The organism is Streptomyces montanus (genome assembly GCF_005786655.1).
GTDB classification, from domain to species: Bacteria; Actinomycetota; Actinomycetes; order Streptomycetales; family Streptomycetaceae; genus Streptomyces; species Streptomyces sporangiiformans.
This window is the reverse complement of record NZ_VBZC01000012.1, coordinates 79,915-100,922: the sequence shown is the minus strand read 5'-3', so window position 1 is coordinate 100,922 and position 21,008 is coordinate 79,915. Positions and strand designations below refer to the sequence as shown.

Here is a 21,008-nt window from a genome sequence, read left to right as displayed (position 1 = left end):
CGGACGGGGTCACGCCGCGGGCGTGCTCAGCTGTCTGGCAGCCAGGGCGTGCGGCGCTAACGGGTGGGTTCTTTACGGCGTAAAGAACCCACCGTCGGGGAGATTCAGGCGCTGACCGCGGTCAGTGAGCTGTCCGGCAGAGGGATGTCGAGGGCGCACTTCCATGGCCTGGTGAGCGTGGCGTAGTGCTCGGGCGCCAGCGGCCTTCGGGGGCGTCGTCCTGGTTGTTGGCGTAGTCGTCGGCCTCCTGGTCGACGTCGTCGGACCCGCCGTGGATGCTGCAGACAATGTCCTCGTTGCCGTCCAGGTCTCCGTTCAGCGCCCGGAACAGGCAGGTGACGCTGTAAGCGGGCGCCCAGGCGTAGCCAGTGCATTCGTCGTCGACCGGGCAGGGCAACATCACGTCGAACCCGATGTCGCCCTCGCCGTCGACGTTCTGCCGGAGCGCGAGGGTGAGGCACTGCTGACCGAGGCGGATCTCCGCGACGCGGTCGCCGCCCGCCAGGTCGGAGTTCGGCTTCCACCGCCACAGCGGCAGGATCTCCGGGCCGAAGAAGCGACGGGCCAGCAGCAGGTTGCCCAAGCCCTCGCCACCGTCCAGCCCAAGATCGGTGGTGTGGGCCTCGCTCAGCCTCTGAAGGTGCGGTAGCAGCCGGTACAGGCTGTCGGCAAACACGACCGCGTTGAAGCCCTCGACCGTCAGGCCCGCGTGGGAGTGGACCATCGCTTTGTGCTGGGCTCGGATGGTGTCGTCGGGCACGGTTCGGTTGTCCGGGCGCGAGCCTTGACGGGCGATGCACACAGATGGCGGAGTCGCGACGATGATGGCGATGGCAGGCATGCCGTGCCGCTTGGCTGCGGCGACCAGAGGTTTCCTGGCCGCGCTGGTCAAGTTCGTCGCGTCGATGACCGTGTTGCGCTTCCTGGCCATGCGGCGCTCCAGGAGCAGGTGCAGGGCGTCGACGGCGTCGCGCGTCACCTCCTGGTCCTGGCATCCGGGGTCGTCGCTGACCGCGCTGCGAAGGGCGTCGAGCGAGAGGACCTGGGAGGCGGGCCAGGTGCCGGCCAGCGTGCTCTTCCCGGCACCGGAGGCGCCGATGAGCACCACCAGGGCGTTCTCCGGCAGCTCGGGATAGGTCAGCGTGGTCATTCGGTCTCTCCTTGCAGGTCAAGGGAGCGGGCGGCCCAGATCAGGCGCATCCCGGTGTTGTCGGTGATCAGGGCGGCAGCCTCGTGCAGCGGGCAGGAGGCATCGCCGTCGCGGTCGGGCTCGATCTGCTCGGCTCGCTGCGCGGCGGCGGTGAGCAGCTGCGCGAACATGCCGACCAAGCCGCCGGGCGGGTCGGCTTCGTCGCACAACTCGCGGAGCATGGCGGCGAGCTCCGCCGCGTCGATGTCGCTGGTGAGGTCGTCCTGAATCTGCTGCAGGGCGAGCAAGGCGATCCCGGCTGATGCGCGGACGCGGTCGGTGCGGGTTCGGGTGGTCATCACAGTCCCGCCGGGTCAGATCAGTGCGGTGGCGGCGGCCAGGTGGAGCAGGGCCAGGGCGGCGAGGCTCAGGTGAACCGCGTGGCGCAGGCGCTGGTACTTGCGGATCGCGAGGACGGACAGGACCCGGATGCGTGCGGCGCGGGTATCGCTCTGCATGCTGGCGCGGATCTCGTCTTCGTCGAGGCGCGCCCAGTACGGGAAGGACGCCTTGTCGTGGCCGCTCAGGCGGGGCCGGACGACCAGGAGCAGCAGCACGGCGGCGGCGCCCAGGGCGAGGACGGCGGCGGCGCCGAAGGCTTTGGTGGTCAGTGGCAGGTTGTTGTCGGCGACGGAGGCGAGGCCGGCGAGCACGGCGCCGTTGAAGGCCAGCAGTAAGGAGGCTTTGCCGTCCGTGCGGGCGATCTCAGTGGCAACGGCGGCGCAGGCGCTGTCGAGGTTCTTGTCCGTGGCGGAGACGGGGTCGGTGAAGGACATAAGGGCGTGTTCCTTGTCGGGAAGGCCTCGGGCGGGCCGCGCCACGTGGTGCGGCCCGCCCGGGTGGCGGGTTCAGAAGGGCGGTTCGTCGGGGTAGGGCGGGATCGGTAGGAGGCGGATGCGCAGCTGCCCGGCCAGCCGGGCCAGGTGCTGTGCGTGGGCAGTCACGGGTTTGCGGTAGATGAGTCGTGCCGTGAACTGGCGGGCCTGCTTGGCCAGTTCACTCGCATGGGCGGCGGCCCGTCAGTTGTGCGGCGTGCGGCCGTGCAGCGGCTGCACAGGAAGCGGCACTTCTCGCTGAAGGGGTCGGTCGTGCTGGTGCCGATCTCGGCGAGGTTTCCGCAGTTGTCGCAGACGGGGCCGAGGAGCTTGCGGAGTTCGTCGAGTTGGTCGGCGAATGCGGCGCGCTCGCTGGGGAGCATGGCGGTGACGATCTGCCGGGCGGCTTCCCGGTCGCCGGTGAGGACGGCATATAGGGCTGTGGTCTCCTCGAATGCCTCAACGGCAGTCGGCACGCCTGCGTTGGGGAGTGGACCATCGGCGCGGTTGCCCTCGCTGTCCGCGGCCGTGTGGTGGGCGGGAAGCTCCGACGATGACGGTGTCGGTGCCTCGAACGAGGCGGTGATCTTGTCGAGGGCGGCGCGGATGCGGTTGGCGTTGGCCAGGACGAAGGAGCGCTGCTGCTCCGGCGTGATGCCGTTCATGTGGGCGGTGGTCTCGTCCTCGGGCGTGTCGGCTGTCTCTGCCAGGTGCTCTAGGTGGAGCGTCGCCACGACCAGCTCGCTGATCACCGGCGTTTCCGTGCGCCGGGCGCTGGGGCCGGTGGTCTCGGCGGTTTCCGGTGCTTCCGCGCGGCTGTGGGTGATGGGCATGGTCGTCATGAGTGCTGGCCCTCCGTGTCGGTGGGAGCCCGCCTGTCGGGCCTCTGCACTGCCCCGGCCCGCGAAGGGGACCGGGACTGCACAGGGGGCCGGCAGGTCAGGCGCCGACCGGCTCTACCTCGGGCTGGCGGTTGACCTGCTGCTCCAGGAGGTCACGTACCTGCGTCATGGACGTGACGGGGACCGGCTCGTCCTCGGTGTCCGTGAGGACGAAGGTGTACTCGTGGGTCGGGAAGTCCCCGCCGTTGTTCTTCCAGTAGTGCAGGTACGCGCCGTCGGCGAGGGAGAACAGTGCGCTGGTGCCGTCGATGCCGACCCACAGCTTGCGGTTGTTCAGCAGGTTGGCTGCGGGGTCGACCTTCCCGGAGAAGAGCGCGGCCTGGTGGGCGGCACCGTCCCGGGCTGCCTCGGACAGGCGGTCGATGAGGTCCTCGGTGTTGCTGGGCAGGTCCTCCTCCTTCTCCTTCGTGTTCAGCCCGTATGCCGAGGAGGACGGGGAGGGCGGGATGCGCGTGAGCGCACGGAGTGAGCCCATGAACGAGTCGAGCAGTTCCATGGCGCCGAAGGCGAGGGCGAGGCCGAACGCGCCGGTGAGCGCGCCGGACACGGCGGACGGCAGGCCCGGCAGGTAGGAGCCCACCAGGCCGCCGAGGCCGGCGGCGGTGAACAGGAGGACGACGTCGAGGCCTTCCACGGCGATGGCGGCGATGGCTCGCTTGGTCTTGGCCATGAGGTTCTGCTCCTTCTTGGAGTCGGAATTGGTCGGAAACGTAGGTAGGCCGCCTGATCTGGGATCAGGCGGCCGAGGAAAGGGGACCGAGCAGGCCATCAGGCTCGTCGCGTTGACCAGCGGTGGTCGCGTGCTCGTCCAAACGCTTGTTGGAGAGTTCTCCTGTGCCGGCATCCGGGGACCGCTCGGTGCGACGTCTCCTGGCATGACTGCGGTGGCGTCCGCCGTGCAGGGCGACGGCGAAAGCTCCAGCTGCGGCGGGGAGGCGGGCATGAGATCCATGTGGGCACCCCACCCGCCGACCCCGACCAGGCTGGCGACCACCAGCCCCGACCACCGGTCACGATCAGGCAACGGGGTGGGCGGGCCGCTGTGGTGGGGGTCGTGGTCGGGCCGACCATGACCCCCACCACGGCAGGCGAGCGAGCGGTCGGTTACTGCGGGGCGGGCTCAGGACTGCGGAGTCCCGACCGGTGCCGACGACGGCTTCTCACCCTGCGGACACGGAAAGCGTTCCCGGTCCCGGCAGCCCGGACGTCGCCGTGTCCTGGGGCGTTCCCAGCAGATGGAATTCCCAGCCGCGTGCGACGACTTGGGCGCGGGTTGCTGCGCTGAGCGTGTCGTAGAGATGTCGGGTCGCTGTTTTCACGGTGTCGTAGGCCACGTGCAAGCGTCGGGCGATCTCCGCATCGGTGAAGCCGTGGGCGATGCCGATGAGCACTTGGTGCCGGCGTTCGGGCAGGCACGGTCCGTGGGCGAGCGGGTCCTGCTCCGCGGTGAGCAGGCCGCCGCGGTGCGCTGAGTCGATCAGGGCTGCGAAGCCGCGTTGGGCTCTGACGCCAGCGGCCTCGGCGGCGTCGGACAGCAGTCGCGTGGCGGCCCTGGCCGACAGCCCCCTGTGTGTGCGGATTTGCTGCTTGGTCTGACCGGCTGCCAGGGCGCGGACGAGCTCGGCTTCCTGGGGCGAGAAAGGCCGCACCGGATGGTGCTGTGGAAGTGGCATCAGGGGCTGTCCGAGGAGTCGCTGCTGGCAGGCCAGCGCCACGGTGTGCGCCCGGTCGTAGGCGCCGAATCTACGGATGACGTAGTGCACGGTGTTGGAGGCTGTTTTCCGGGTGCACCCCATGGTGTCCGCGATCTGCTCATCGGTCCGGCCCTGAGCGACCAGCAGTAGGACGGCGAGCCGTCGGGGAGTGAGCCACGCCCCTAGCGGGCGGGCTGGCTCTGCGGCGAGCCCAGCCAGCAGCTCTGTGCGGTAGCCGTAGGCGACGTTCGCTGGCCGTGCGGTGCGGCCGCTGACCCCGACCAGGTCCTCGAGGAGCTCCATGGCTTCTCGTACCTGCAGCAGGTCCAGCCCCAGCGCCGTGGCGATCTGCTCATCGGTCAACCCGCGCGCGGCGCCCGCCATGCACCGCAGCAGGATCCGGTGCGGGGCGCTGTGGGCGATGGGCGGGATGGCGGCCGAGGAGTAGCGCGGGACCAGGCTGGCGAACGGTCCATAGAGGACCGTGCTCGCGGAGAGGGCGGGACTGTTCGCGCGAGGCGGTATGCGGTGCCCCGTCTGGTCACGGGATGGGAGGAGGGCGGGCTGGGCAGTGGATAACATGCGCGCTTCCCTTCCGAGCGTCTGAGAGGTCGTGAAGTTCGGTCGTGCGGCTGACTAGATGTGCTGACCGCCGCTCAGGCGGCCGCAGTCGTCACGGCGTCTGCGTGCAGGAACGCACGTCGGCCGACGTGCTGGTCCCGGGGCCGAGTTGTGCGTGGTCGCTGCTGGTGTCGTTGACGTGCGGCAGCACGAAAATCAGGCCGACCACGGCGCCGGCTATCACGACCTTGGTGCGGTGGCGCTGCCACATGGTCGGCTGCGGCGGCCTGTACTCGTGGATCGTGTAGAGCTGCCGGGGCTTGGTCTGCTTGGGCATGGGTGTCCTCCTGGACGAGGTGTCGGTGAGTGCAGGGGGAGCTGGGCCGGTCGGCGTGTGGGGTCCTCGGCGCACGGACAGGGGGTGCGCTGAGGACCGGGCAGGTGGGCCGGTCACAGGGGAGGACCAGGCGGGGTGCCATCGGTCGGTCCGGTTCAGCGTGGCAGCTGGTTACGGACGTTGGTGATCAGTCGTCGCGGTGAATTTCCTCGTGGGGCGGTGTCCAGGGGATGCGGGTGATACCGACCCACACTGCGAGCGCGCCGAGCAGCATCGGCAGGAGGATGCGGCTGACGATCTCAAGCCAGTTCATGGTGTCCTCCGGGGCTCAGCGGCCGTACGGCAGCGGCGTCTGCGGGTAGTTGGGGCAGGCGTCGACGGGCTCGATGGTGTGTCAGTCGCGGGTGATGAGAAGCAGCGGCGCGACCGAGGCGGCGCGCATCAGCCGAGCCCTTTTCGTTCACTGGGCTTCCTCGATGCGCGTGCGGTTGAAGCTGAACGCCTTGTTCGTGTTCTGGACCGCCGTGCGGTTGTCGTTCTTGATGCTCACCGTGCCGTGGAAGTTGTTCGTGACGTCCGGCGTCGCCTTCTTCACCTTCGACAGGGCGGCGCCGGCCGCCGAGATCAGCAGCAGGGGCGCGGAGATGATCAGGCTGATCACGATCACGCCCTCGGTCGTGACGGACTCGAAGAAGAGCTTCGCGCCGAGGCCGACACCGATCGACATCACGCCGATTCCGATGCCGGAGACCGCGACGCCGACGGCCCACTCCGGCACGATGCGCCGGTCGTCCTGCTTCACGGGCTGCGCGCCGGTCGGCTGCGGCGGGGTCGGGTCCCTGTAGGACTTCGGCGGCTCGGGCCTGATCGCGGGAATCTTCAGGGCTGCCTCAATGAGGTCGGCGGCAGTTGCTTTCTGCGCAGGCGAGAGCGGCGCGGTTTCGTGGGCGGGGACGTGCGGCATCATGTCGGGGCCTTCCTCCAGGGTGGACAGCGACGGAAGCCCCGAGGTCGGTCTCGGGGCTTCCGGTTCAGCCGAGAGTGATCAGCCCGGATGCGTCCTTCGGGGCGATCTTCCCCTCGCGCCGCAGGTTGCTGATCGTGGTGCGGATGGAACCGCGCTTGACTTCCTTCCCGCCGTCCTCGTCGAGGGTCGCCAAGAGGTCCTGCTCGGACAGGGGACCGTCGGCGAGCGCGTCGAGGATCCGGTCGGTATTCGTCTTCGGCGTCTCCGGCAGCCGCTCCAGGTCGTCCTCGTCGTCGACGTCGTACTCGAAGTCGTCGTCCGAGTCGGCGCCGCCCTCCTTCGGCGGCGGGAAGATCAGCCTCAGGGCCTCGCCCGGGGGTGCGTTCGAGCCGTACAGCTTCCGGATCTCCGGGTCGTACCCGTCGTGCGGCGCGAGGCTGCCAATGAGGAAGAACCGGGCCATCGACGTAGGGCGCGCCGAGGTCAGGTGGTAGCACATGCCCTGGCTGTTCGGCTTCTCGGCGCTGCGGTCGACCGGCGTCCCCCACCTCTGGATACGTCGCGCGCGGCCGAGGATCTTCGGGATGGGCTGAAGGAACTCGCCGGACGGCAGCAGGCCGTCGCCGACGAGCGAGGCCATCATCTGAGACGACCACCGAAGAAGGATGACCTCGCCTTCTTTCAGCATCGCTCGCAGCGTGTCGCTGCCGCCGAGCTCGTCGAGGTGTCCGGCCTGCGCCGCGAGGACGATGCCGATACCGACCGAGCGACCGGTGCGCCCGAGTTCCTTGATCAGCCGCGCTGCCTCGGCTCGGAACGGGCTGCCCTTCTCCAGCAGGCGGTTCGCCTCGTCGATGACGACGTACTCAAGCCGGTCGGGGTTGTTGATCAGGAAGCCCGAGCGGCCCATGTCGGCGTACCGGTTGAACCGGTCCTCGGCCTTCTTCACGGCGGCGCGCAGCAGGCCCATCGCTTCATTGAGCGTGCGCACGTGCGTTGCGACGTTGCCCTTCGCCTCGGGGACGGACTGGCCGCCCTTCAGGTCGGCGAGGTGCACGACGATCCCGTTGCGCTTGCACGCCGCGAGGAACGCCTGAAGCGCGCGGGACTTCCCCGCGCCGGTCGTGCCGAAGATGATGATCCGCTGCGCGTTGCCGGTCTCGGGGTCGTGCACCCGCATCCGCAGCGGCTCGCCGTCGTAGTACGAGCCGATACGGATGCAGCCGTTCTCGTCCATGACGAGGTCTTCGAGGGTGATCGCCCGCATCTTCGCGAGCGGGTTCACGGGGAAGACCCGCACGACGGCCTGCCGCCCGCGCCCCTGCTCGAAAATCACGCGCGAGGGGTCGTCGACTTCGAGCAGGTCGCACAGGGCGTCGTGGTCGTACCCCTTCACGCCACCGGGGCGGGTGCGAAGGATGTACTCGCGCAGCACCTGCTGTGTCTCTTCGACGTGCTGCTTCGCCAGAGCCGCGGGCGATGTCATCGGTTCAACTCCTCCGACAGGTCGTACTCGTTCACCTCGACCAGATGGACGCCGGGCAACGCGGTCTGGGCGATCTCGGTCCACATGTCCTCGTCGGCCTGCGTCGCCTCGGGCTGCGGACCGATCAGCAGCATCTGCACACCGGCGCCGTACCCGGGGATGTCCTCGATGGCGAGCAGCCCGACCGGGATGTTCAGCAGCGCCGACAGGCGGCGAAGCTCGATCTTCGGCACGGGCTCGCCGTGAACCTTCGAGGCGATCGCCGCTGCGACGCGCCGGCCGTCCTCGATCTGCCGGATGGCGACGATCTCGGTACCCGGGGCGACGCCATCCTCTTTCGCGGCGTTCAGGTGCCACCAGGCGGCGGCCGGATCATCCGGGATCTTCTCGACAACGGCGACCCCGTCCGGCGCCTCGGCATCCTCAGCCTCGTCGTCGGCGTCGGGATCGAGGGCTGGCGGGTCGGGCCACTTCGCGACACGCTTCCCGAGGGCGGCTGGCCGCAGCCACCACACGCCGACGGTCCACAGCGCGAGGGCCCCTCCCTCGATCAGGCGCGCCTCGGTGCTCGTGGTGACGAGTTCGGCGATCAGGATCGCCGACAGGGAGCTGTGCGGCGTCAGATAGATCACGGTCGCGATCGGCCGCTTCTTCGGGTGCGCGGTGAGCAGCCGTGGCGACAGGAAAGCCCCGCCGATGCCAGCCGCGATGGTCGTGATCAGCGCTGGCACGGTCGGCTGATCGGTGAACAGCCCAGTACCGGCAGCGGCACCGCCGACGAGGGTGGCGAGCCGGCCGACGCCGAGAACAAAGGCCGAACCGAACGCCGAGCCGAACCGGCGGGATGTGTCGATGTATGTGCGCAGCGGCATCGGCTGGCGCTCCTTTCAGGGGACGGCGAAGGCGCCGCCCCCGGCTCGGGGTCGGCGCCTTCTTAAGGGGTCAGGTGTGGGCAGCTGCGGCCCGGCGAGTGCTACGGCGCTAGCAGGCTGAGCAGCCCGCCGGCACCGTGGTGCCCGCCTGTGTGATCAGCGGTGGCTGTACCACTCGCGTTCAGCGACGTCGTACGGGCCGGACTGCATCGCCTCGTTCACGGTGCCGTAATCCGACTCGTGGTCGCGGGCCGCGTTGTCGAACTCGGTCGACATCTCGGCCGCCTCTTCGGCGAGAGCGTCGGCCAGGGCGAGCGATTCCCGCATGACGCCAGCGGCATCGTGGTGCGCCGAGGTGACCGCGTCGTCGACGGCGAGGGTCGCGGCGACGTCGGCCAAGTGGTCGACCTGCTTCGCGCAGCCCTCGACGTACGAGTACGCGCCCTTCACGGCCTGCGAGAGCATCCGCATCGCGACCGCCGCGATCGCGAGTCGCGCGATGACGAGCGTGAACGTCACCGCGTCGGCGATGACGTCGACGATCCGGCCGCTGCGCAGGACGGGCAGGTCGCCGCCGTCGGCTGGCGCATCTGTTCCGTCACCCGGGGCTGGCAGGCCCGGCCCGCCGGAAGCCTCGACCTCGGCGCCCGACTGGACGCTCGTCGGCTCGACGACGTTCCCGACGCGCTCGGCGGTTTCTTCTGCTGCTGTGCTCATGATCAGACCCCGCTTCGGTCGTGGTACTCACGCTCGGCCGGCGCGACATGGCCTGCGTCCTTGACCGCGTCGGCGCGGCGCTTGTCAGCCTCGATTGCGACGTCACGCGCTGAGAGGATCGCCTCGGACCCACGCGGCAGGGACGCGGCGAGGGCTTCGGCCTTGTCCTGCACACTGCCGGCGCGCTCCATCAGGCGGATGCACCACTTCACGAGAACGCCGGGCACCTTCTTCTGGAGGCACGTCGCGTACAGGTTCTCGAGGCCGGTCTTCAAGCCCTCGCACTTCGAGGCGACGACCCGCATGTGATCGACGCCCTGAAGGATCTGCTCGCCCATGTCCTCGTCTGCTTCGATCAGGTCGTTCACAGTCAGGTCGGCATCGACGAACTGCGTGTCGCCGACCTCACCTGCGGCTGGTCCCATCACGATCGGGCTCTCTTTCGGTTTGGTCCGGGTCGGGGTGACTTCGCCGCCATTGCCGGCGGGCAGGCCCTTCTGCCCCGTGCCGATGGCGCCGCGCGGCCGGCGCGGGGCCGGCTCTCGCTCGATCGTCACCGAGTACTCGACATCCCATCCGGGCGGAGGCTTCAGCCACTCGCCGTCGGCCCCTGGCATGTCGCCCGCGTCCGTGGAACGCCGTTTGCCACGCTTGCGGCGGCTGCGGTGTGTCTTCGGTCCGGTCTTCCTGCCGCCGGGCTTCCTGCGCCTGCTGCGGCGCTTCCACCAGGACTTCTTCTTCAGGTCGACCTTCTCGGCGTCGTCCTTGCCCTTGCCGGTCTTGTCGTCTTTCGGGTCTGTCTCGGTGCCGTCGCCGTCCTTTGGCTTCTTCTTCAGGTCGACCTTCTCGGCGTCGTCCTTGCCCTTGCCGGTCTTGTCGTCCTTCTCGGACTTCGGGCCCTTGCTCGAGGTGTCGCCGTCGCCGGCCTTCGCCCGCTCAAGCTTCGCCTTCCGCTTCTCGGCCTTCTTCTTGCGGCGATCGTCCGCGTCCTTCTCGGCCTGCCGGCGAGCTGACGCGCGGTCGGCGAGGTCGGCCTTCCGCTCGTCGGCCGCCGCCTGCCGCTGCGCCTTCGCCGCGTCGGCTTTGCGTTTCTGCCGCGCGAGCGCCATCTGTCCGAGCGTGCCGGGCTTGTTCGACGAGTTGCCGGTCGAACCCTTCCCGGAGCCTGAGCCGGTCGAGCCCTTCCCGGAACCCGAGCCGTTCGCGCCCCTGCGGCCCAGGCCACCCGAGTCGTTTCGGGAACCCGGGCCCTTCAGCCCTTTCGGTCCCGCACCGCGGCCGCCAGCTCCGGCCGATCCGCTGCTCGCCGGTGTCCGGCCGCCACCCTTACCCGAGGGCTTCTGCTGCCCGAAGGTCCCGCGCCCCGAGCCGCCGCCGGACGAACCGCCTCGGCCACCGCCTTTGGCCGCGCCGCGGCCGAACTCGGGCCCGGACTGGAGGCGGCCCTTCGCCGCCTGCGCGGCATTGGCGACCTTCTGCTTGTCGGCCGCCTCGCGTGCCTTGTCGGCGACGGCATCATGATGCTCGCGCCGCGCCTTCAGGTAGGCCGCCACCGACCACGTACCGCGCAGCGCCGCGACGGCGATCGCAGCCATCGTGACCATCGCCATCGAGGCCGTCGCGCGAGCGGGCGTTCCGGTTCCGCTTGCGGCCTCGGCAACCATCTCGCCGGCCGCGTCGTCCTGGTCGTAATCGCTGTCGTCTTCCTCGTCGTCCGGCAGGTGGAAGGGCAGCGTGAACTCGGGCGGCGGGGCCGTGTCCGGCGGCTCCGGGAGGGTGGGCACATCGTCGTCGTCCGGGGCCGACCCCGGCGGCGAAAGGTTGATCATCGGGAGCGTGTAGACGTCCGCGCCCCGGTCGTCGTCGGCCATTACCGCACCTCCTTGCCGCTACCTGCGGAATTAAAGGACCCGTCTGCCTCACGCGCGAGGAACCCGCCGTCGACCAGCCGTCCCACGGCCTTCGACACCGTTCCCCTGGTCATGCGCACCGCGCGGGCTACTTCCTTCTTCCGGGCAGGCGCTGGCATCGCCTTGATCGCGTCCAGAACGAGCCTGTCCGTGTTCCTCGTGGGCTCCCGGGTTTCCGGCTCCGTGGCTGGCCCGTGGTAGCCCAGCGTGGCTGCGGCAGCCTGTACGAGAGCGACGGGATCGTGCTCGCCAAAGTCGAACCACTCACCGTGCGCGCGGCAGGTACCGAAGTACATGTGACGGGCCGATTCGAGGGGCTGTCCGCCCGGCTTCTTCCACAGCACGCGGAGTGCCACGGGGGAGCCCGTTTGCAGCTCCTGAAGCCGCGCCTCGGGGTCGTTGCTGACCCCGATTTTGACCACTCGAGCGCGAGACGAGCCGATCAGATACACCCACCGATCGGGGTTCTCGGGCATCTCTTCTTCCTTACTTGACGTAACCGGACGCCTCGCGTACGCGCGCGCGTCACGCGCGCGTGTGGCGACAGTCGCCACGGCGGATTCCTTGGATTCCGCGTTGATTTTTGAACGCGCAGAGTTACCGATCGCCGAGGGCCTGCTTGAGGTACTGGCCGAGCTGCCGGTCGAGCGCTTCCCATACTGGGTCGTCCTCACCGAGCCGAGCGCGCGCCATGTCGACGAGGACGGCGACGCGCGCCTTGTGCCCCTCGGCGGCGTTGATTCGAGGGGCCCACAGCTCGGCCTGGAGCCGCTGCGACCGGTCGGGGTCCTTGCCCGGCATCAGCCGCTCTTGCGGAGGTGCGAGAACAGCGGGGACGGGTCGGCGACCGGTGGTTCCGCTTCGGGCTGCGGGGCCTCGATCTGCTGCTGGCCGCTGCTGGCCTTCAGCTCGCGAACGCGCTGCTTGTCGGCCTTCTTCTCGGCCCGCTGCTCGGGCAGTTCCTCGTACGACGCCTTGTACCGGGCCGCGTACGTGGTCAGGAAGTCGAGGCACTCCTCGAGGCTTTCGACGGCCTGCTCGAACGGCTTGACCGTCCGTCGAGCTCGCAGGGTCGCCTGAAACGGCAGGTCACCGTACAGCTTGGGTCGCTCGGCGATGTCCGCGTCGATCTCGCGGGCGAGCTGCCGCATCTCGGCGATCAGGGGGGCGAGGTACTGCCGGCGCTGCTCGATGAACACGCGGCGCTTCTCGGGGCCTTCCGCGAGCAGGTCGGGCGTCCATACGCCCTGACGCGGCTTCTTGTCGTTGCTCATCAGGGTTTTTCTCCTCTGCGGGGGTGGTGCGATCCGGATCGGGTGGGAGGCTTGGGGACGGCGTTTCGGCGCCTTCACCGCGCTCCCGAGGTGTTGACGGCATCTCGGGGGCCGGTGGAACCGTCGAAGGGGCTCGTTTGTGCAGTTCAGGCCGCGTTTTCGGTGCTGATGAGGGGCCGTTCAGACGTGCTCTCGGCCGCTTCGGGCGAGGCCGCCGAAGGTGCCTTGAGTAGGTCGGCGACGGGGCGGGCCTGGGCGAGCGCCGACTCAATGTCGAAGGGCTCCGGAGCGGTCGGTCCATCAGCGGGAGCGTCCTCGGCGGCGTGCCCAGCTTGCGTGGACTCGGCTGCGAGGGGCCCGAGTTCGCGGGCCTTCTCCATCAGGCGCTTGGCCCGGCTGGGCCCCATACCGAAGTGCGTCGCCGTCTTCTGGATGCCGCCCGTACCGAACTTGCCGTCGGCGTCGAGGACTTCACGCAGTCCCTGTACCGCCTGTTCGTCCGTCCATCCCGAGCCGTCCTGCTCGCCCGTACCGGCGTCCGCGTCTTCGTCCGCACCGTCGTACCGGTCGGCGTCTTCGTCCGTACCGGCATCGGTCTCTGTTGTACCGCTCGTGGCCGCGTCCGTAGCGGCGTTGCTGGCCGTACCGGTTCCGACCTGGGCGGTACAGCTGTACTGCCCAGGGACATCGGGAGCGGTACGGTCCGCGTCGCCCGTACCGGTACGGGCGGTACCGTCCCCCGTACCGCGTACCGGTACGGCGCTGTTGTGGCGGGCATCCGTACCGGTACGGATTGCTCGATCCGGCTCCTGTGTACCGGTACGGGGCTGTGGATTGGCTTCCGTCGTACCGGTACGGCCGTCCGTGAGGATGCCTGCCGTACCGGTACGGGCGAGCATCTGTGTACCGGTATGGCGGTCTGTACCGGCCGACGCTGTACCGGTACGGCTGCTTGTGCCGATTAGGTTGGCCAAGGCTTTCTCCGCGGCTGCGGGGGTGTTGTAGTTCAGCCCGGCGAACTCCCGGGTGCGCACCCGGCGTTGTACCGCCTCCAGGACCAGCCCGAAGTCTTCGACGTTGACGCGGGCCTGAGCGGTCTGCGCCCTGCGGTCGGCCCAGGCGAGGCGCGGGGTGAGGACTGGCTGCCACTTCTCCGGGTCTTCGCGCTTTTGCAGGCGGCGTAGCCGGTAGAGCCAGTAGCCGGCGCGTTCGATGCGGACCTGCCGGGTGGCGTCCTCTTGGCTGATGGTCTCGTCGGCGGCGAGCGCCAGCTGCACCCGGACCCATTCGACAGGGTGCAGCATGCGGACTGCGGCGACCTTGCGCTCCAGCCACAGCCCGAGACCCCGCTTGAGCTTCTCGCGGGCGGCGAGCCGCTCTTCCAACGAGCCGAGTTCGAAGAGCACGCCGGAGATCAGCGGCCAGGCGGCGCGGGCCACGCTGCCGATGAACGTATCGGCCTCGGTCGCAGAGAAGAGCGCGCTCGTGCCGATCAGGAGCCAGAACAAGGTCCCGGAGAGCCCGGACCCACTGCCCTTGCGGGCCCGTCGGCGGGCACGCAGTCCGCAGACCAGCGCAGCAACGTCCAGGCCCACGAAGGGTAGCCAGTCCCACGGACTGGCCAGTCCCATCACGTCTTCGCCGAACTTTCGCAGCCCAGTCGATGACAGGTAGGCGGCCGCGGCGGCTACCACCAGCGTCATCACGTCCTCGGCACGCCGACCGCGACGCTCCCGCCGCTCCACACGCGCTTCCTCGTCCAACTCCGGGCGCTCCCACGGCGGGGCGCCCGAGCGTCGCATCGCGCGGTAGAGCAGCACCGAGCCCCCGGCCACGACCGTGGTCCCGACGCTGATCTGCCACCGCTCAGCCAGCCATGCGGCGGCGGTCACGAGGGTTTCCATCAATCCTCCTTGGTAGGCGCCCTCGCCCGCGGCTGAACAGCAACCGGGATCGTGGACGTGAACAGCAAAAAGGACCGCCCCTGGTGGGACGGTCCGAAAGGGCGGAGATCTGTGCGACTCCCCTCGGCCCTGCCCGTACGGCCGCGTGCGCCGGGACGGGCAGGAGAGGCAGCCGACAGAAACGGCAGAGTCGGGCTCGGTGCTTCAGCGCCGCTGTTGGTGCTGACGGTGGGGCCGGGTCAGCTCGTGGCCATGCTGGACAGACGGCCGACCTTGGACACGTGGGCGTCCTGCTCGGCGACGAGGCGGCGCACCCGCTCCTGCAGCGGGACGCTGGTGGACCAGGCGCTGAAGTAGCCGCTGCCGTAGTCCTCGGCCGAGACGATGTGCCAGTCCCTGGCCTCGGGGTAACCGGCCTTGCCGAGAGCCGCATCGTGGCCCAGGTCGGCGTACAGGTGCGTGCGGTGGGCCGCGGCGATGTCCAGGGCCCGCTCATCGAACGCGATGGCCGCCGCCATAGTGCGGTCCTGGGCATCGACCAGGCGGGAGAGCGCGGAGGGCCACTCGTGGGAGGCCTCCGGCGTACGCAGGTAGGTGTACGCCGACTCCAGCGCCTTCATCTCCCGCTCGTAGGTCTTCCAGCGGTCGGGAGCGTCCTTGACCACCTGCTTGAGGTCCGCGACGTAGACAGCGTCCTTCCATTCCTCGCGCGCCGTGTCGTACACCTCGTCGATGATGAGTCCGGCCGTCTGCCTCAGCTGGTGTTCGGCCGGGTCGTCTGACTCCGGCACGTACGTGAGCTTGGGGTCGTCGTACAACGCGCGCGGCTTGGTCGGCTCGTCCTCGCGGCCGGTGAACGGGGCGAACTCGAAGCACAGCCCATAGCCGGATGGGCGCGGCTTGACCTTCCGCAGGCACGGCGGCAGGTGCGGCGCGAGACGCTCGAAGATCTCGTGCATCTCGCCGGACGTGACGGTGACGGTGTGGCCGAGGGGCATCGCAGATTCTCCTTGAACGGGTAAGAGGGTGTGGACAGGCAGTTGGCGTTCGGCGGTGCCAGCCGTCGAGTGCGGCGTGGTGAACGGCGTCTTGTGCCAGAGCCCGGACTCGTCCAGCGGGGTCTTGAGCGGGATGGAGCGGGACACGGATACCTCCCAGGGGATCGGTGTCGCCCAAGTGGGCGGCGTTCGGGGGTGGTTAGCCCGCCGAGCGGAGTGGTCGACCGTCAGGCCATGGCTACGGCCGGCCGGCGAGGAGCGATGATCTGCCCGTCGGGCAGCAGTTCACCGGTGTCGTCGAAGATGAGGAGCCCGTTGCACAGCAGGCTCCATCCCTGCTCCGGGTGGCCGGCGATGACGCGGGCGGCCTCACGGTCGGGGCTGTCGGTGGTCGGGCAGAGCGGTGAGTGCGTGCACATCGGGGATCTCCCTCGGGATGTCGGGGGCGTTGTGGATCGGGAAGCGGCAGCACCAGGTGGTTCGGCGCGACCTCGTCCCTGCGTTCTCCGCCGCCACCGGACTGGCACGCGCCGGGCCGGTGACGACGGGCTAGGCAAGGGCGACAGCTCGGGGAAGTTCAGGCCCCGTTGCGGTCAGGCTTGCGGCCTTCGTACGCCGCACGCTTCTCGTCCCGGCGAGCCTCGAACGCCGCGACCTTCTTCTCTCGCTCAGCCGCGAACGCCGCACGCTTCTCGTCCCGGCGAGCCTCGAACGCCGCGACCTTCTTCTCTCGCTCAGCTGCAAACGCCGCACGCTTCTCGTCCCGGCGAGCCTCGAACGCCGCACGCTTCTGGTCCTTGTCCATGACGACTCCTTCAGAAGAGAACTGCGGCGAACGCCTGAGTGCGTCCGGGTTCGCCGCATGCTGGGCCCGCCCTCCGAAAGGGGAAGAACGCGGTCGATGAGATCGATCGACCGCTGCGGAAGTGCGTCCTGCGCACTCCGTCGGCCACCGGTCCAGCCGCGAGGGCGGTGACGGTGGCCGACGGGCAGCGCAGGGCTGCATGTGGTGTGGGTGTCAGGCGCGGGCCTGGCGGGCGCGGTTCCGGGCTGCGCGCCGCTTCATGGCGCGGCGCTCGTCCTCGCTCAGCCCACCCCACACGCCGGAGTCCTCGCCGGACTCCAGGGCCCACTGGAGGCAGTGCTCCATGACCGGGCAGCGGCGGCAGACCGACTTGGCTTCCTCGATTTGCAGCAACGCGGGACCGGTGTTGCCGATCGGAAAGAAGAGCTCGGGGTCTTCCTCGCGGCACACCGCGTTGTGCCGCCAGTCGACGCCGTCCGAGGCGGCGGGCTTGTGGGCAGCGGAGAGGCTGACGAGGTCCTGAATGTCCAGCATGGGGTCCTCCGTTGTAATCGCAGACGCGGACAGCCCCAGGAACGCGGAGTCCCTGGGGCTGCTGGGGAAGAGGGCGGCCGGATGCGGTGATCTCCGGCCCCGCCTGGTGCGGCGGTGCTGCGCTGGCAGGGCTGACCTTCCGGCCGTCCGCCCTCCGTGCAACCGGTGGTGCTACTCAGCCCTGAGGTGGCACCGGATCTGCTTGCCGAGCGGCGACGGCTCGACCGTCCAGCGATCGGTCAGCAGGTCGAGCAGGTGCAGGCCGCGCCCGGCCATCGCCTCGGCACTGTCCAGGGCGACGTCGTCCCGGCGGTTCGGCTGTCCCGGAACGGCGTCGTGGACGATCACTTCGACGCCCGTCGAGCTGGCGTACACCTCAACGATCAGCGGCACGGGCTCATCTTCGGGGCTGACCCGCACGACATTGCCCATCAGCTCGGACACGATGAGCTCGGCGGACTCCGCAAGGCCCGGGTCGGCACCGTAGTCCGCAGGCACCGACCGTGTGAGCGCGCGGACAATGCTGAAGGCCCGTGGAGAGGCCGTCAGCTCGACGCGCAAGCCACGCTCACGCTCGGTCACCACCACATCCGGCTGACGGTCGGGCAGCGACGGCCGTTCATCCGTGGCCACAGTGTGCAGCGTTCCGGTCCCGAAGACCGTCGCGGTCACCGCGTCCCACCCCCGTTACCGCCCTGCACCCGCCGCAGCGCCTCGTCAGCCTGGCTCGGGTTCTCGTCCCCCTCTGCACCGATCGGCGCGCGGGATGTCATCATGTTCTCCAGCAAGGTCGTGTTCCTCTCACGCGATGAACTTCAGCGACCGACAACAGCCCCCGGGGTGCATCCCGGGGGCTGTCCTCGTTTTTCGGTTTTCACAGCTGGGTTGGCCTCCCCTGGTGGAGGCCAACCCAGCGGGACTGCTGACCTGAAGAGGTCCTGCTGCCCCCTGCCATCGCCGCGCGTCTCGCGGGCGGCGATCGCAGGTAACGCAGGAACGAGTCAGAACGGCCGACCCACCGGCGGAGTTGCGGGTGAGGGTGGCCGTGGTCGCCGATGCTCAGTGGGTCCGGCAGTGCTCACGGATTTCGTCCGGCGTCCCTTCGACGAGCGGCTCGTCGTGCGTGCGGCGGAGGACGCAGGACAACTCACCGTCGGCAATGAGGATCTCGTATCCGTTGATCTCTTCGCGCTCGATGTTGACCTTGTTCATGTAATCCCTCCGTGTCATCGCGAGATGTGGAGCGGTTCCAGCGGCACGCTGGTGTGGTCGTTCGGGGAGTCGGTATCAGCCGGGCGCTGTGCGCGCTCCCGGTCGGTGCGCCGGACCGCGGGCTCCAGGCGGCGCCAGTCCGACGCACGCTTGCGGGAGCTGCGGCGCTCGCGGCCACGCTCCCAGCCCTGCTCCTCCCGCTGTTCGCGGACCTGCTGCCGGGCCACGTCCTCGCGGGTCTGCACCGTCCACGCCTTCCGCTCGGCCAACTCGTAGCCCATCGGGCAGAACTGGCCCCGCTTGCAGTCGACGCAGCCGACACGGTGCCGGGCGACCGCCCGCAGTGCGCGCTCCAGCGCCGCCACCCCCGTTCGGCCCGCCTCGCGTTGGGCCAGAATCACCGGCATCCGGCACCGCTTGCCGCCACGGCAGACCTTGCAGCCAGCCTGGTGCCGGGCGATCGCCTGCCGCGCACGCTCAAGCGGCAACATCTGCGCGGTGCGGGACAGGCGGTGGACCGGCTGCCCCGCGGGCGCGGCCGGCTTACTGAACTGCCGTGCACTCCGCCGCGCCTGAGCCTCAAGGTCACCCTCGACCAGTGCGGCACCCCACTCCTCGACGGTCAAACCGTGGAAGTCGACAAGGCGGGCACTGCCAAGGCAGCGCGGCGCGCGTTCCCCCTTCTTCACGTCCTCCTGGCCAGGGTGATGCGTCTGGATCATGCTGCGCTTCAAGAACCGCCAGGTTCCGCACTCAGGGCAGCGGATCATCGGCTTCTCACCGTCGCGGAGATTGAGGTCCTGCGGCTTCAACTCGCGGGCAAGGTACGGGGGGAGAGGGCTGGGGCGCACGAAGAACTCCCTGGGTGGTGTGACACTCGCTGCGTTCCCCGCCCGCCAAGAGCCGACCCGCGCATAAAACTGCTGGTCAAATCGTGGAGGACAGGCAGCGCAACTGCTGTCTGTAGCTCCCGTCGGGCCGGCCAGGGACCTCGTGGTTCGTCACCCGGCACTCAGAGCTTCCGACGTAGCTGCGCTATTCGGTTGATTGCAAGGGGTCACGCTGTGTTCCCGGAGGATCACCGCCGCCTTACATACATCAGGTTGCCTCAGGTACCCTCAGGTGTCAAGCGGTATAGTGAGGCATCTGACGAAGCGAAGGAGGCGGTATGCCCGGGGGACCCCGCGCTGATAACCGGCCGCCGTATGCACGCATCGCGGAGCACTACCGCGCGCGCATCAGCTCCGGTGGGCTGTCGCCGGGCGATCTGCTGCCGAGCATCAGGGCCCTGGCAGATCAGTGGAATGTCAGTACCGCCACGGCCGACCGGGCCATGAAGCTGTTGCGTGACGAGCAGCTCGTCCGGGGCATTCCGGGTGTCGGTACGGAAGTCGTGGGACGCCCCGTGTCGCTCTCTTCCGGCGCCGAGCGCCACGACCGCAGCGGCAGAACGAAATCGTCCTGGGACGCCGGCGAGAAGTCGAGCGGCCACACGGCAGGCATCGTCGCCGCTCCCGAGGACGTTGCTATGGCGCTCGGCATCGCCACTGGCGACGATGTTATTCGCCGAAGCCGTGTCTATCGGGATACTCATGGGATCGTCGCCCACTCGACGTCCTGGATCCCGGCGGAATTCGCCCGGATTCTCCCGGACCTGGTGAATAGTAAGCGCCTCAAGGGCGGCCTGTCGCTTGACCTGATTGCGCAGGCCACCGGACGAGAAGTCCTCAAGCGCGTAGATGAAGAGACCGCACGCATCGCCACCAAGCAAGACCTCAAGCTCCTGGAACTGGAGAGCGACGTGGTCGCGGCGATCCTGGTACTCACCGCGAGGTTCCTGGACGCCGACGGCGAACTCCTTGAGTACGGAGTCGACTTGGGCGCTCCCGGCAGAACACGACGGACCACCTCGGACTTGGCGCAGTGATCGCCCAAAGGGTCGAGGTTCTCGACGACACGCTTATTTGCCGCCTCGAAGCACGACTTGGTGATCTGTTGCAGGCCGAGCGCACCGGATCCCTGACCGGAGAAGGACGAGCCGAGATCACGCGCATCAGTGCAGCCCTGACCGGCCGACCGCGGCGCGGTCCGCTTGCTGTCCTCATGACAGGAATGCCGGGCGCAGGCAAGACGACGCTGGCCCGCGCCCTTGAGCAGGCTGGCTACCAGCGGCTCTGCCCGGACGAGGAGATGTTCCGGCGCTACGGCCACTACGGCCGTGATTTTCCCCGCGGCGAGTTCCGTGTCCGGGAGGCACCGGTCCTCAAGGACATCTCCATCGAACTCAGGAACCACCTGATGGCCGGTCACGACACCGTTGTTGACCATGGCTTCTGGACGCCAGAGGAGCGCGCCGAATGGAGCGCGATCGTCGCGGAGGCCGGCGGCGTGCCCGTGCTCGTCTACCTGCCTGTACCGCACGAGGTGCGGTGGGAACGGATCAAGGAGCGCAACAATCTGGCGACGGTCGACGCGAACTCGATCGAGTTCAGCGAGGAAGACCTCAAGAGGTTCGCGGGCCGCTTCCGCCCGCCGACCGCTGAGGAGGCGCACATTGTGTACGACGGGCAGCTGGACGGACTGCTGGCCTCCCTTGGCCAAGGAGCCCGAAATGACGAGGTGTAGAGCAGTAGCACCTGCGCCCAAATGCCTGGGGGCGACGTTGAGTCGGCCTGACAGGCGCATCCTCGGCATGAGGTCCTCCGACCGATGGCTGAATGGCTGGTTCCGACTCCAACTAGCTTCCGGGTCATGGGCGGTGAGCGAGATGCCCTCGTGTAGCAGTGGTGTGGACTCAGCGTGGCAATACGGCTTCATCTGCCTGGCCAAGG

26 protein-coding genes are annotated in these 21,008 nt (G+C 69.0%); 2 read left to right on the top strand and 24 right to left on the bottom strand.

Features of this window, described 5'->3' with window-relative positions:
* Positions 1-121: 121 nt before the first annotated feature.
* From FE633_RS13225 to FE633_RS13125, 24 genes are all read right to left on the bottom strand, one after another.
* A complete protein-coding gene (locus FE633_RS13225; RefSeq protein WP_138045315.1) occupies positions 122-1,150 on the bottom strand; it encodes an ATP-binding protein in 1,029 nt (342 codons plus the stop codon).
* Positions 1,147-1,488, bottom strand: a complete 342-nt coding sequence (locus tag FE633_RS47175) for a hypothetical protein (RefSeq protein WP_171059927.1) — start codon at positions 1,486-1,488, stop codon at positions 1,147-1,149. Before FE633_RS47175 ends, FE633_RS13225 begins: the two co-directional genes overlap by 4 nt.
* A 15-nt stretch (positions 1,489-1,503) precedes the next feature.
* Positions 1,504-1,965, bottom strand: a complete 462-nt coding sequence (locus FE633_RS13220) for a Pycsar system effector family protein (protein WP_138045314.1) — start codon at positions 1,963-1,965, stop codon at positions 1,504-1,506.
* 164 nt (positions 1,966-2,129) lie between these two features.
* Positions 2,130-2,846 carry a hypothetical protein gene (locus FE633_RS13215; protein WP_138045313.1) on the bottom strand — a complete coding sequence of 239 codons (717 nt, stop codon included), beginning with the start codon at positions 2,844-2,846 and terminating at the stop codon, positions 2,130-2,132.
* A 97-nt stretch (positions 2,847-2,943) separates the two neighbouring features.
* A complete protein-coding gene (locus tag FE633_RS13210) occupies positions 2,944-3,576 on the bottom strand; it encodes a hypothetical protein (RefSeq protein ID WP_138045312.1) in 633 nt (210 codons plus the stop codon).
* Positions 3,577-4,066: 490 nt separating this feature from the next.
* The gene (locus tag FE633_RS48315; protein WP_171059926.1) at positions 4,067-5,182 is read right to left on the bottom strand and encodes a helix-turn-helix domain-containing protein; all 1,116 of its coding nucleotides are present in this window, start codon (positions 5,180-5,182) and stop codon (positions 4,067-4,069) included.
* Positions 5,183-5,273: 91 nt separating this feature from the next.
* Positions 5,274-5,498 carry a hypothetical protein gene (locus FE633_RS13200; protein WP_138045311.1) on the bottom strand — a complete coding sequence of 75 codons (225 nt, stop codon included), beginning with the start codon at positions 5,496-5,498 and terminating at the stop codon, positions 5,274-5,276.
* A gap of 187 nt (positions 5,499-5,685) precedes the next feature.
* Complete coding sequence (locus tag FE633_RS49220) at positions 5,686-5,811, bottom strand: hypothetical protein (RefSeq protein ID WP_281291177.1); 126 nt, start codon at positions 5,809-5,811, stop codon at positions 5,686-5,688.
* 147 nt (positions 5,812-5,958) lie between these two features.
* Entirely contained in the window at positions 5,959-6,465 is a 507-nt protein-coding gene (locus tag FE633_RS13195) for a hypothetical protein (RefSeq protein WP_138045310.1), read from the bottom strand.
* Between the two features lie 64 nt (positions 6,466-6,529).
* Positions 6,530-7,951, bottom strand: coding sequence for a DNA/RNA helicase domain-containing protein (locus FE633_RS13190; protein ID WP_138045309.1), 1,422 nt, complete (start codon positions 7,949-7,951; stop codon positions 6,530-6,532).
* Complete coding sequence (locus FE633_RS13185) at positions 7,948-8,823, bottom strand: hypothetical protein (protein ID WP_138045308.1); 876 nt, start codon at positions 8,821-8,823, stop codon at positions 7,948-7,950. The genes FE633_RS13190 and FE633_RS13185 overlap by 4 nt, the downstream gene beginning before the upstream one ends.
* Before the next feature lie 156 nt (positions 8,824-8,979).
* Positions 8,980-9,540 (bottom strand): hypothetical protein, encoded by a 561-nt coding sequence (locus FE633_RS13180; RefSeq protein WP_138045307.1) that lies wholly within the window; start codon positions 9,538-9,540, stop codon positions 8,980-8,982.
* A gap of 2 nt (positions 9,541-9,542) precedes the next feature.
* Positions 9,543-11,411 carry a hypothetical protein gene (locus FE633_RS13175; protein WP_138045306.1) on the bottom strand — a complete coding sequence of 623 codons (1,869 nt, stop codon included), beginning with the start codon at positions 11,409-11,411 and terminating at the stop codon, positions 9,543-9,545.
* Positions 11,411-11,926 carry a GIY-YIG nuclease family protein gene (locus FE633_RS13170; RefSeq protein WP_138045305.1) on the bottom strand — a complete coding sequence of 172 codons (516 nt, stop codon included), beginning with the start codon at positions 11,924-11,926 and terminating at the stop codon, positions 11,411-11,413. Before FE633_RS13170 ends, FE633_RS13175 begins: the two co-directional genes overlap by 1 nt.
* 121 nt (positions 11,927-12,047) lie before the next feature.
* On the bottom strand, positions 12,048-12,251 hold the full coding sequence (locus FE633_RS13165) for a hypothetical protein (RefSeq protein WP_138045304.1): 204 nt from the start codon (positions 12,249-12,251) through the stop codon (positions 12,048-12,050).
* Complete coding sequence (locus tag FE633_RS13160) at positions 12,251-12,724, bottom strand: hypothetical protein (protein ID WP_138045303.1); 474 nt, start codon at positions 12,722-12,724, stop codon at positions 12,251-12,253. The genes FE633_RS13165 and FE633_RS13160 overlap by 1 nt, the downstream gene beginning before the upstream one ends.
* A gap of 146 nt (positions 12,725-12,870) precedes the next feature.
* Positions 12,871-14,628 carry a DUF2637 domain-containing protein gene (locus FE633_RS13155; RefSeq protein WP_138045302.1) on the bottom strand — a complete coding sequence of 586 codons (1,758 nt, stop codon included), beginning with the start codon at positions 14,626-14,628 and terminating at the stop codon, positions 12,871-12,873.
* Between the two features lie 239 nt (positions 14,629-14,867).
* Entirely contained in the window at positions 14,868-15,773 is a 906-nt protein-coding gene (locus FE633_RS13150; RefSeq protein ID WP_138045301.1) for a hypothetical protein, read from the bottom strand.
* An 80-nt stretch (positions 15,774-15,853) separates the two neighbouring features.
* On the bottom strand, positions 15,854-16,045 hold the full coding sequence (locus tag FE633_RS13145) for a DUF5999 family protein (protein WP_138045300.1): 192 nt from the start codon (positions 16,043-16,045) through the stop codon (positions 15,854-15,856).
* Between the two features lie 158 nt (positions 16,046-16,203).
* Entirely contained in the window at positions 16,204-16,431 is a 228-nt protein-coding gene (locus FE633_RS13140; protein ID WP_138045299.1) for a hypothetical protein, read from the bottom strand.
* Positions 16,432-16,644: 213 nt separating this feature from the next.
* Entirely contained in the window at positions 16,645-16,965 is a 321-nt protein-coding gene (locus tag FE633_RS13135; RefSeq protein WP_342791167.1) for a WhiB family transcriptional regulator, read from the bottom strand.
* 171 nt (positions 16,966-17,136) lie between these two features.
* Entirely contained in the window at positions 17,137-17,637 is a 501-nt protein-coding gene (locus FE633_RS13130) for an ATP-binding protein (protein WP_138045298.1), read from the bottom strand.
* Positions 17,638-18,024: 387 nt separating this feature from the next.
* On the bottom strand, positions 18,025-18,177 hold the full coding sequence (locus FE633_RS47165) for a hypothetical protein (protein ID WP_171059925.1): 153 nt from the start codon (positions 18,175-18,177) through the stop codon (positions 18,025-18,027).
* Between the two features lie 14 nt (positions 18,178-18,191).
* Positions 18,192-18,899 (bottom strand): hypothetical protein, encoded by a 708-nt coding sequence (locus FE633_RS13125; protein ID WP_138045297.1) that lies wholly within the window; start codon positions 18,897-18,899, stop codon positions 18,192-18,194.
* Positions 18,900-19,345: 446 nt separating this feature from the next.
* On the opposite strand from FE633_RS13125, the gene FE633_RS13120 reads away from it, so the two are divergent.
* The gene (locus tag FE633_RS13120; RefSeq protein WP_138045296.1) at positions 19,346-20,104 is read left to right on the top strand and encodes a GntR family transcriptional regulator; all 759 of its coding nucleotides are present in this window, start codon (positions 19,346-19,348) and stop codon (positions 20,102-20,104) included.
* Positions 20,101-20,802, top strand: coding sequence for an ATP-binding protein (locus FE633_RS13115; protein WP_138045295.1), 702 nt, complete (start codon positions 20,101-20,103; stop codon positions 20,800-20,802). The genes FE633_RS13120 and FE633_RS13115 overlap by 4 nt, the downstream gene beginning before the upstream one ends.
* Positions 20,803-21,008: the final 206 nt, after the last annotated feature.

Excerpts from the sequence above, each read along its gene's own strand:
- FE633_RS13125 (WP_138045297.1), bottom strand. The coding sequence starts at position 18,899 with ATGATCCAGACGCATCACCCTGGCCAGGAGGACGTGAAGAAGGGGGAA.
- FE633_RS47165 (WP_171059925.1), bottom strand. The coding sequence starts at position 18,177 with ATGAACAAGGTCAACATCGAGCGCGAAGAGATCAACGGATACGAGATC.
- FE633_RS13135 (WP_342791167.1), bottom strand. The coding sequence starts at position 16,965 with ATGCTGGACATTCAGGACCTCGTCAGCCTCTCCGCTGCCCACAAGCCC.
- FE633_RS13145 (WP_138045300.1), bottom strand. The coding sequence starts at position 16,045 with ATGTGCACGCACTCACCGCTCTGCCCGACCACCGACAGCCCCGACCGT.
- FE633_RS13195 (WP_138045310.1), bottom strand. The coding sequence starts at position 6,465 with ATGATGCCGCACGTCCCCGCCCACGAAACCGCGCCGCTCTCGCCTGCG.
- FE633_RS13210 (WP_138045312.1), bottom strand. The coding sequence starts at position 3,576 with ATGGCCAAGACCAAGCGAGCCATCGCCGCCATCGCCGTGGAAGGCCTC.
- FE633_RS13220 (WP_138045314.1), bottom strand. The coding sequence starts at position 1,965 with ATGTCCTTCACCGACCCCGTCTCCGCCACGGACAAGAACCTCGACAGC.
- FE633_RS13200 (WP_138045311.1), bottom strand. The coding sequence starts at position 5,498 with ATGCCCAAGCAGACCAAGCCCCGGCAGCTCTACACGATCCACGAGTAC.
- FE633_RS13190 (WP_138045309.1), bottom strand. The coding sequence starts at position 7,951 with ATGACATCGCCCGCGGCTCTGGCGAAGCAGCACGTCGAAGAGACACAG.
- FE633_RS47175 (WP_171059927.1), bottom strand. The coding sequence starts at position 1,488 with ATGACCACCCGAACCCGCACCGACCGCGTCCGCGCATCAGCCGGGATC.
- FE633_RS13175 (WP_138045306.1), bottom strand. The coding sequence starts at position 11,411 with ATGGCCGACGACGACCGGGGCGCGGACGTCTACACGCTCCCGATGATC.
- FE633_RS13185 (WP_138045308.1), bottom strand. The coding sequence starts at position 8,823 with ATGCCGCTGCGCACATACATCGACACATCCCGCCGGTTCGGCTCGGCG.
- FE633_RS13120 (WP_138045296.1), top strand. The coding sequence starts at position 19,346 with ATGCCCGGGGGACCCCGCGCTGATAACCGGCCGCCGTATGCACGCATC.
- FE633_RS48315 (WP_171059926.1), bottom strand. The coding sequence starts at position 5,182 with ATGTTATCCACTGCCCAGCCCGCCCTCCTCCCATCCCGTGACCAGACG.
- FE633_RS13165 (WP_138045304.1), bottom strand. The coding sequence starts at position 12,251 with ATGCCGGGCAAGGACCCCGACCGGTCGCAGCGGCTCCAGGCCGAGCTG.
- FE633_RS49220 (WP_281291177.1), bottom strand. The coding sequence starts at position 5,811 with ATGAACTGGCTTGAGATCGTCAGCCGCATCCTCCTGCCGATGCTGCTC.
- FE633_RS13160 (WP_138045303.1), bottom strand. The coding sequence starts at position 12,724 with ATGAGCAACGACAAGAAGCCGCGTCAGGGCGTATGGACGCCCGACCTG.
- FE633_RS13180 (WP_138045307.1), bottom strand. The coding sequence starts at position 9,540 with ATGAGCACAGCAGCAGAAGAAACCGCCGAGCGCGTCGGGAACGTCGTC.
- FE633_RS13170 (WP_138045305.1), bottom strand. The coding sequence starts at position 11,926 with ATGCCCGAGAACCCCGATCGGTGGGTGTATCTGATCGGCTCGTCTCGC.
- FE633_RS13215 (WP_138045313.1), bottom strand. The coding sequence starts at position 2,846 with ATGACGACCATGCCCATCACCCACAGCCGCGCGGAAGCACCGGAAACC.
- FE633_RS13225 (WP_138045315.1), bottom strand. The coding sequence starts at position 1,150 with ATGACCACGCTGACCTATCCCGAGCTGCCGGAGAACGCCCTGGTGGTG.
- FE633_RS13155 (WP_138045302.1), bottom strand. The coding sequence starts at position 14,628 with ATGGAAACCCTCGTGACCGCCGCCGCATGGCTGGCTGAGCGGTGGCAG.
- FE633_RS13140 (WP_138045299.1), bottom strand. The coding sequence starts at position 16,431 with ATGGACAAGGACCAGAAGCGTGCGGCGTTCGAGGCTCGCCGGGACGAG.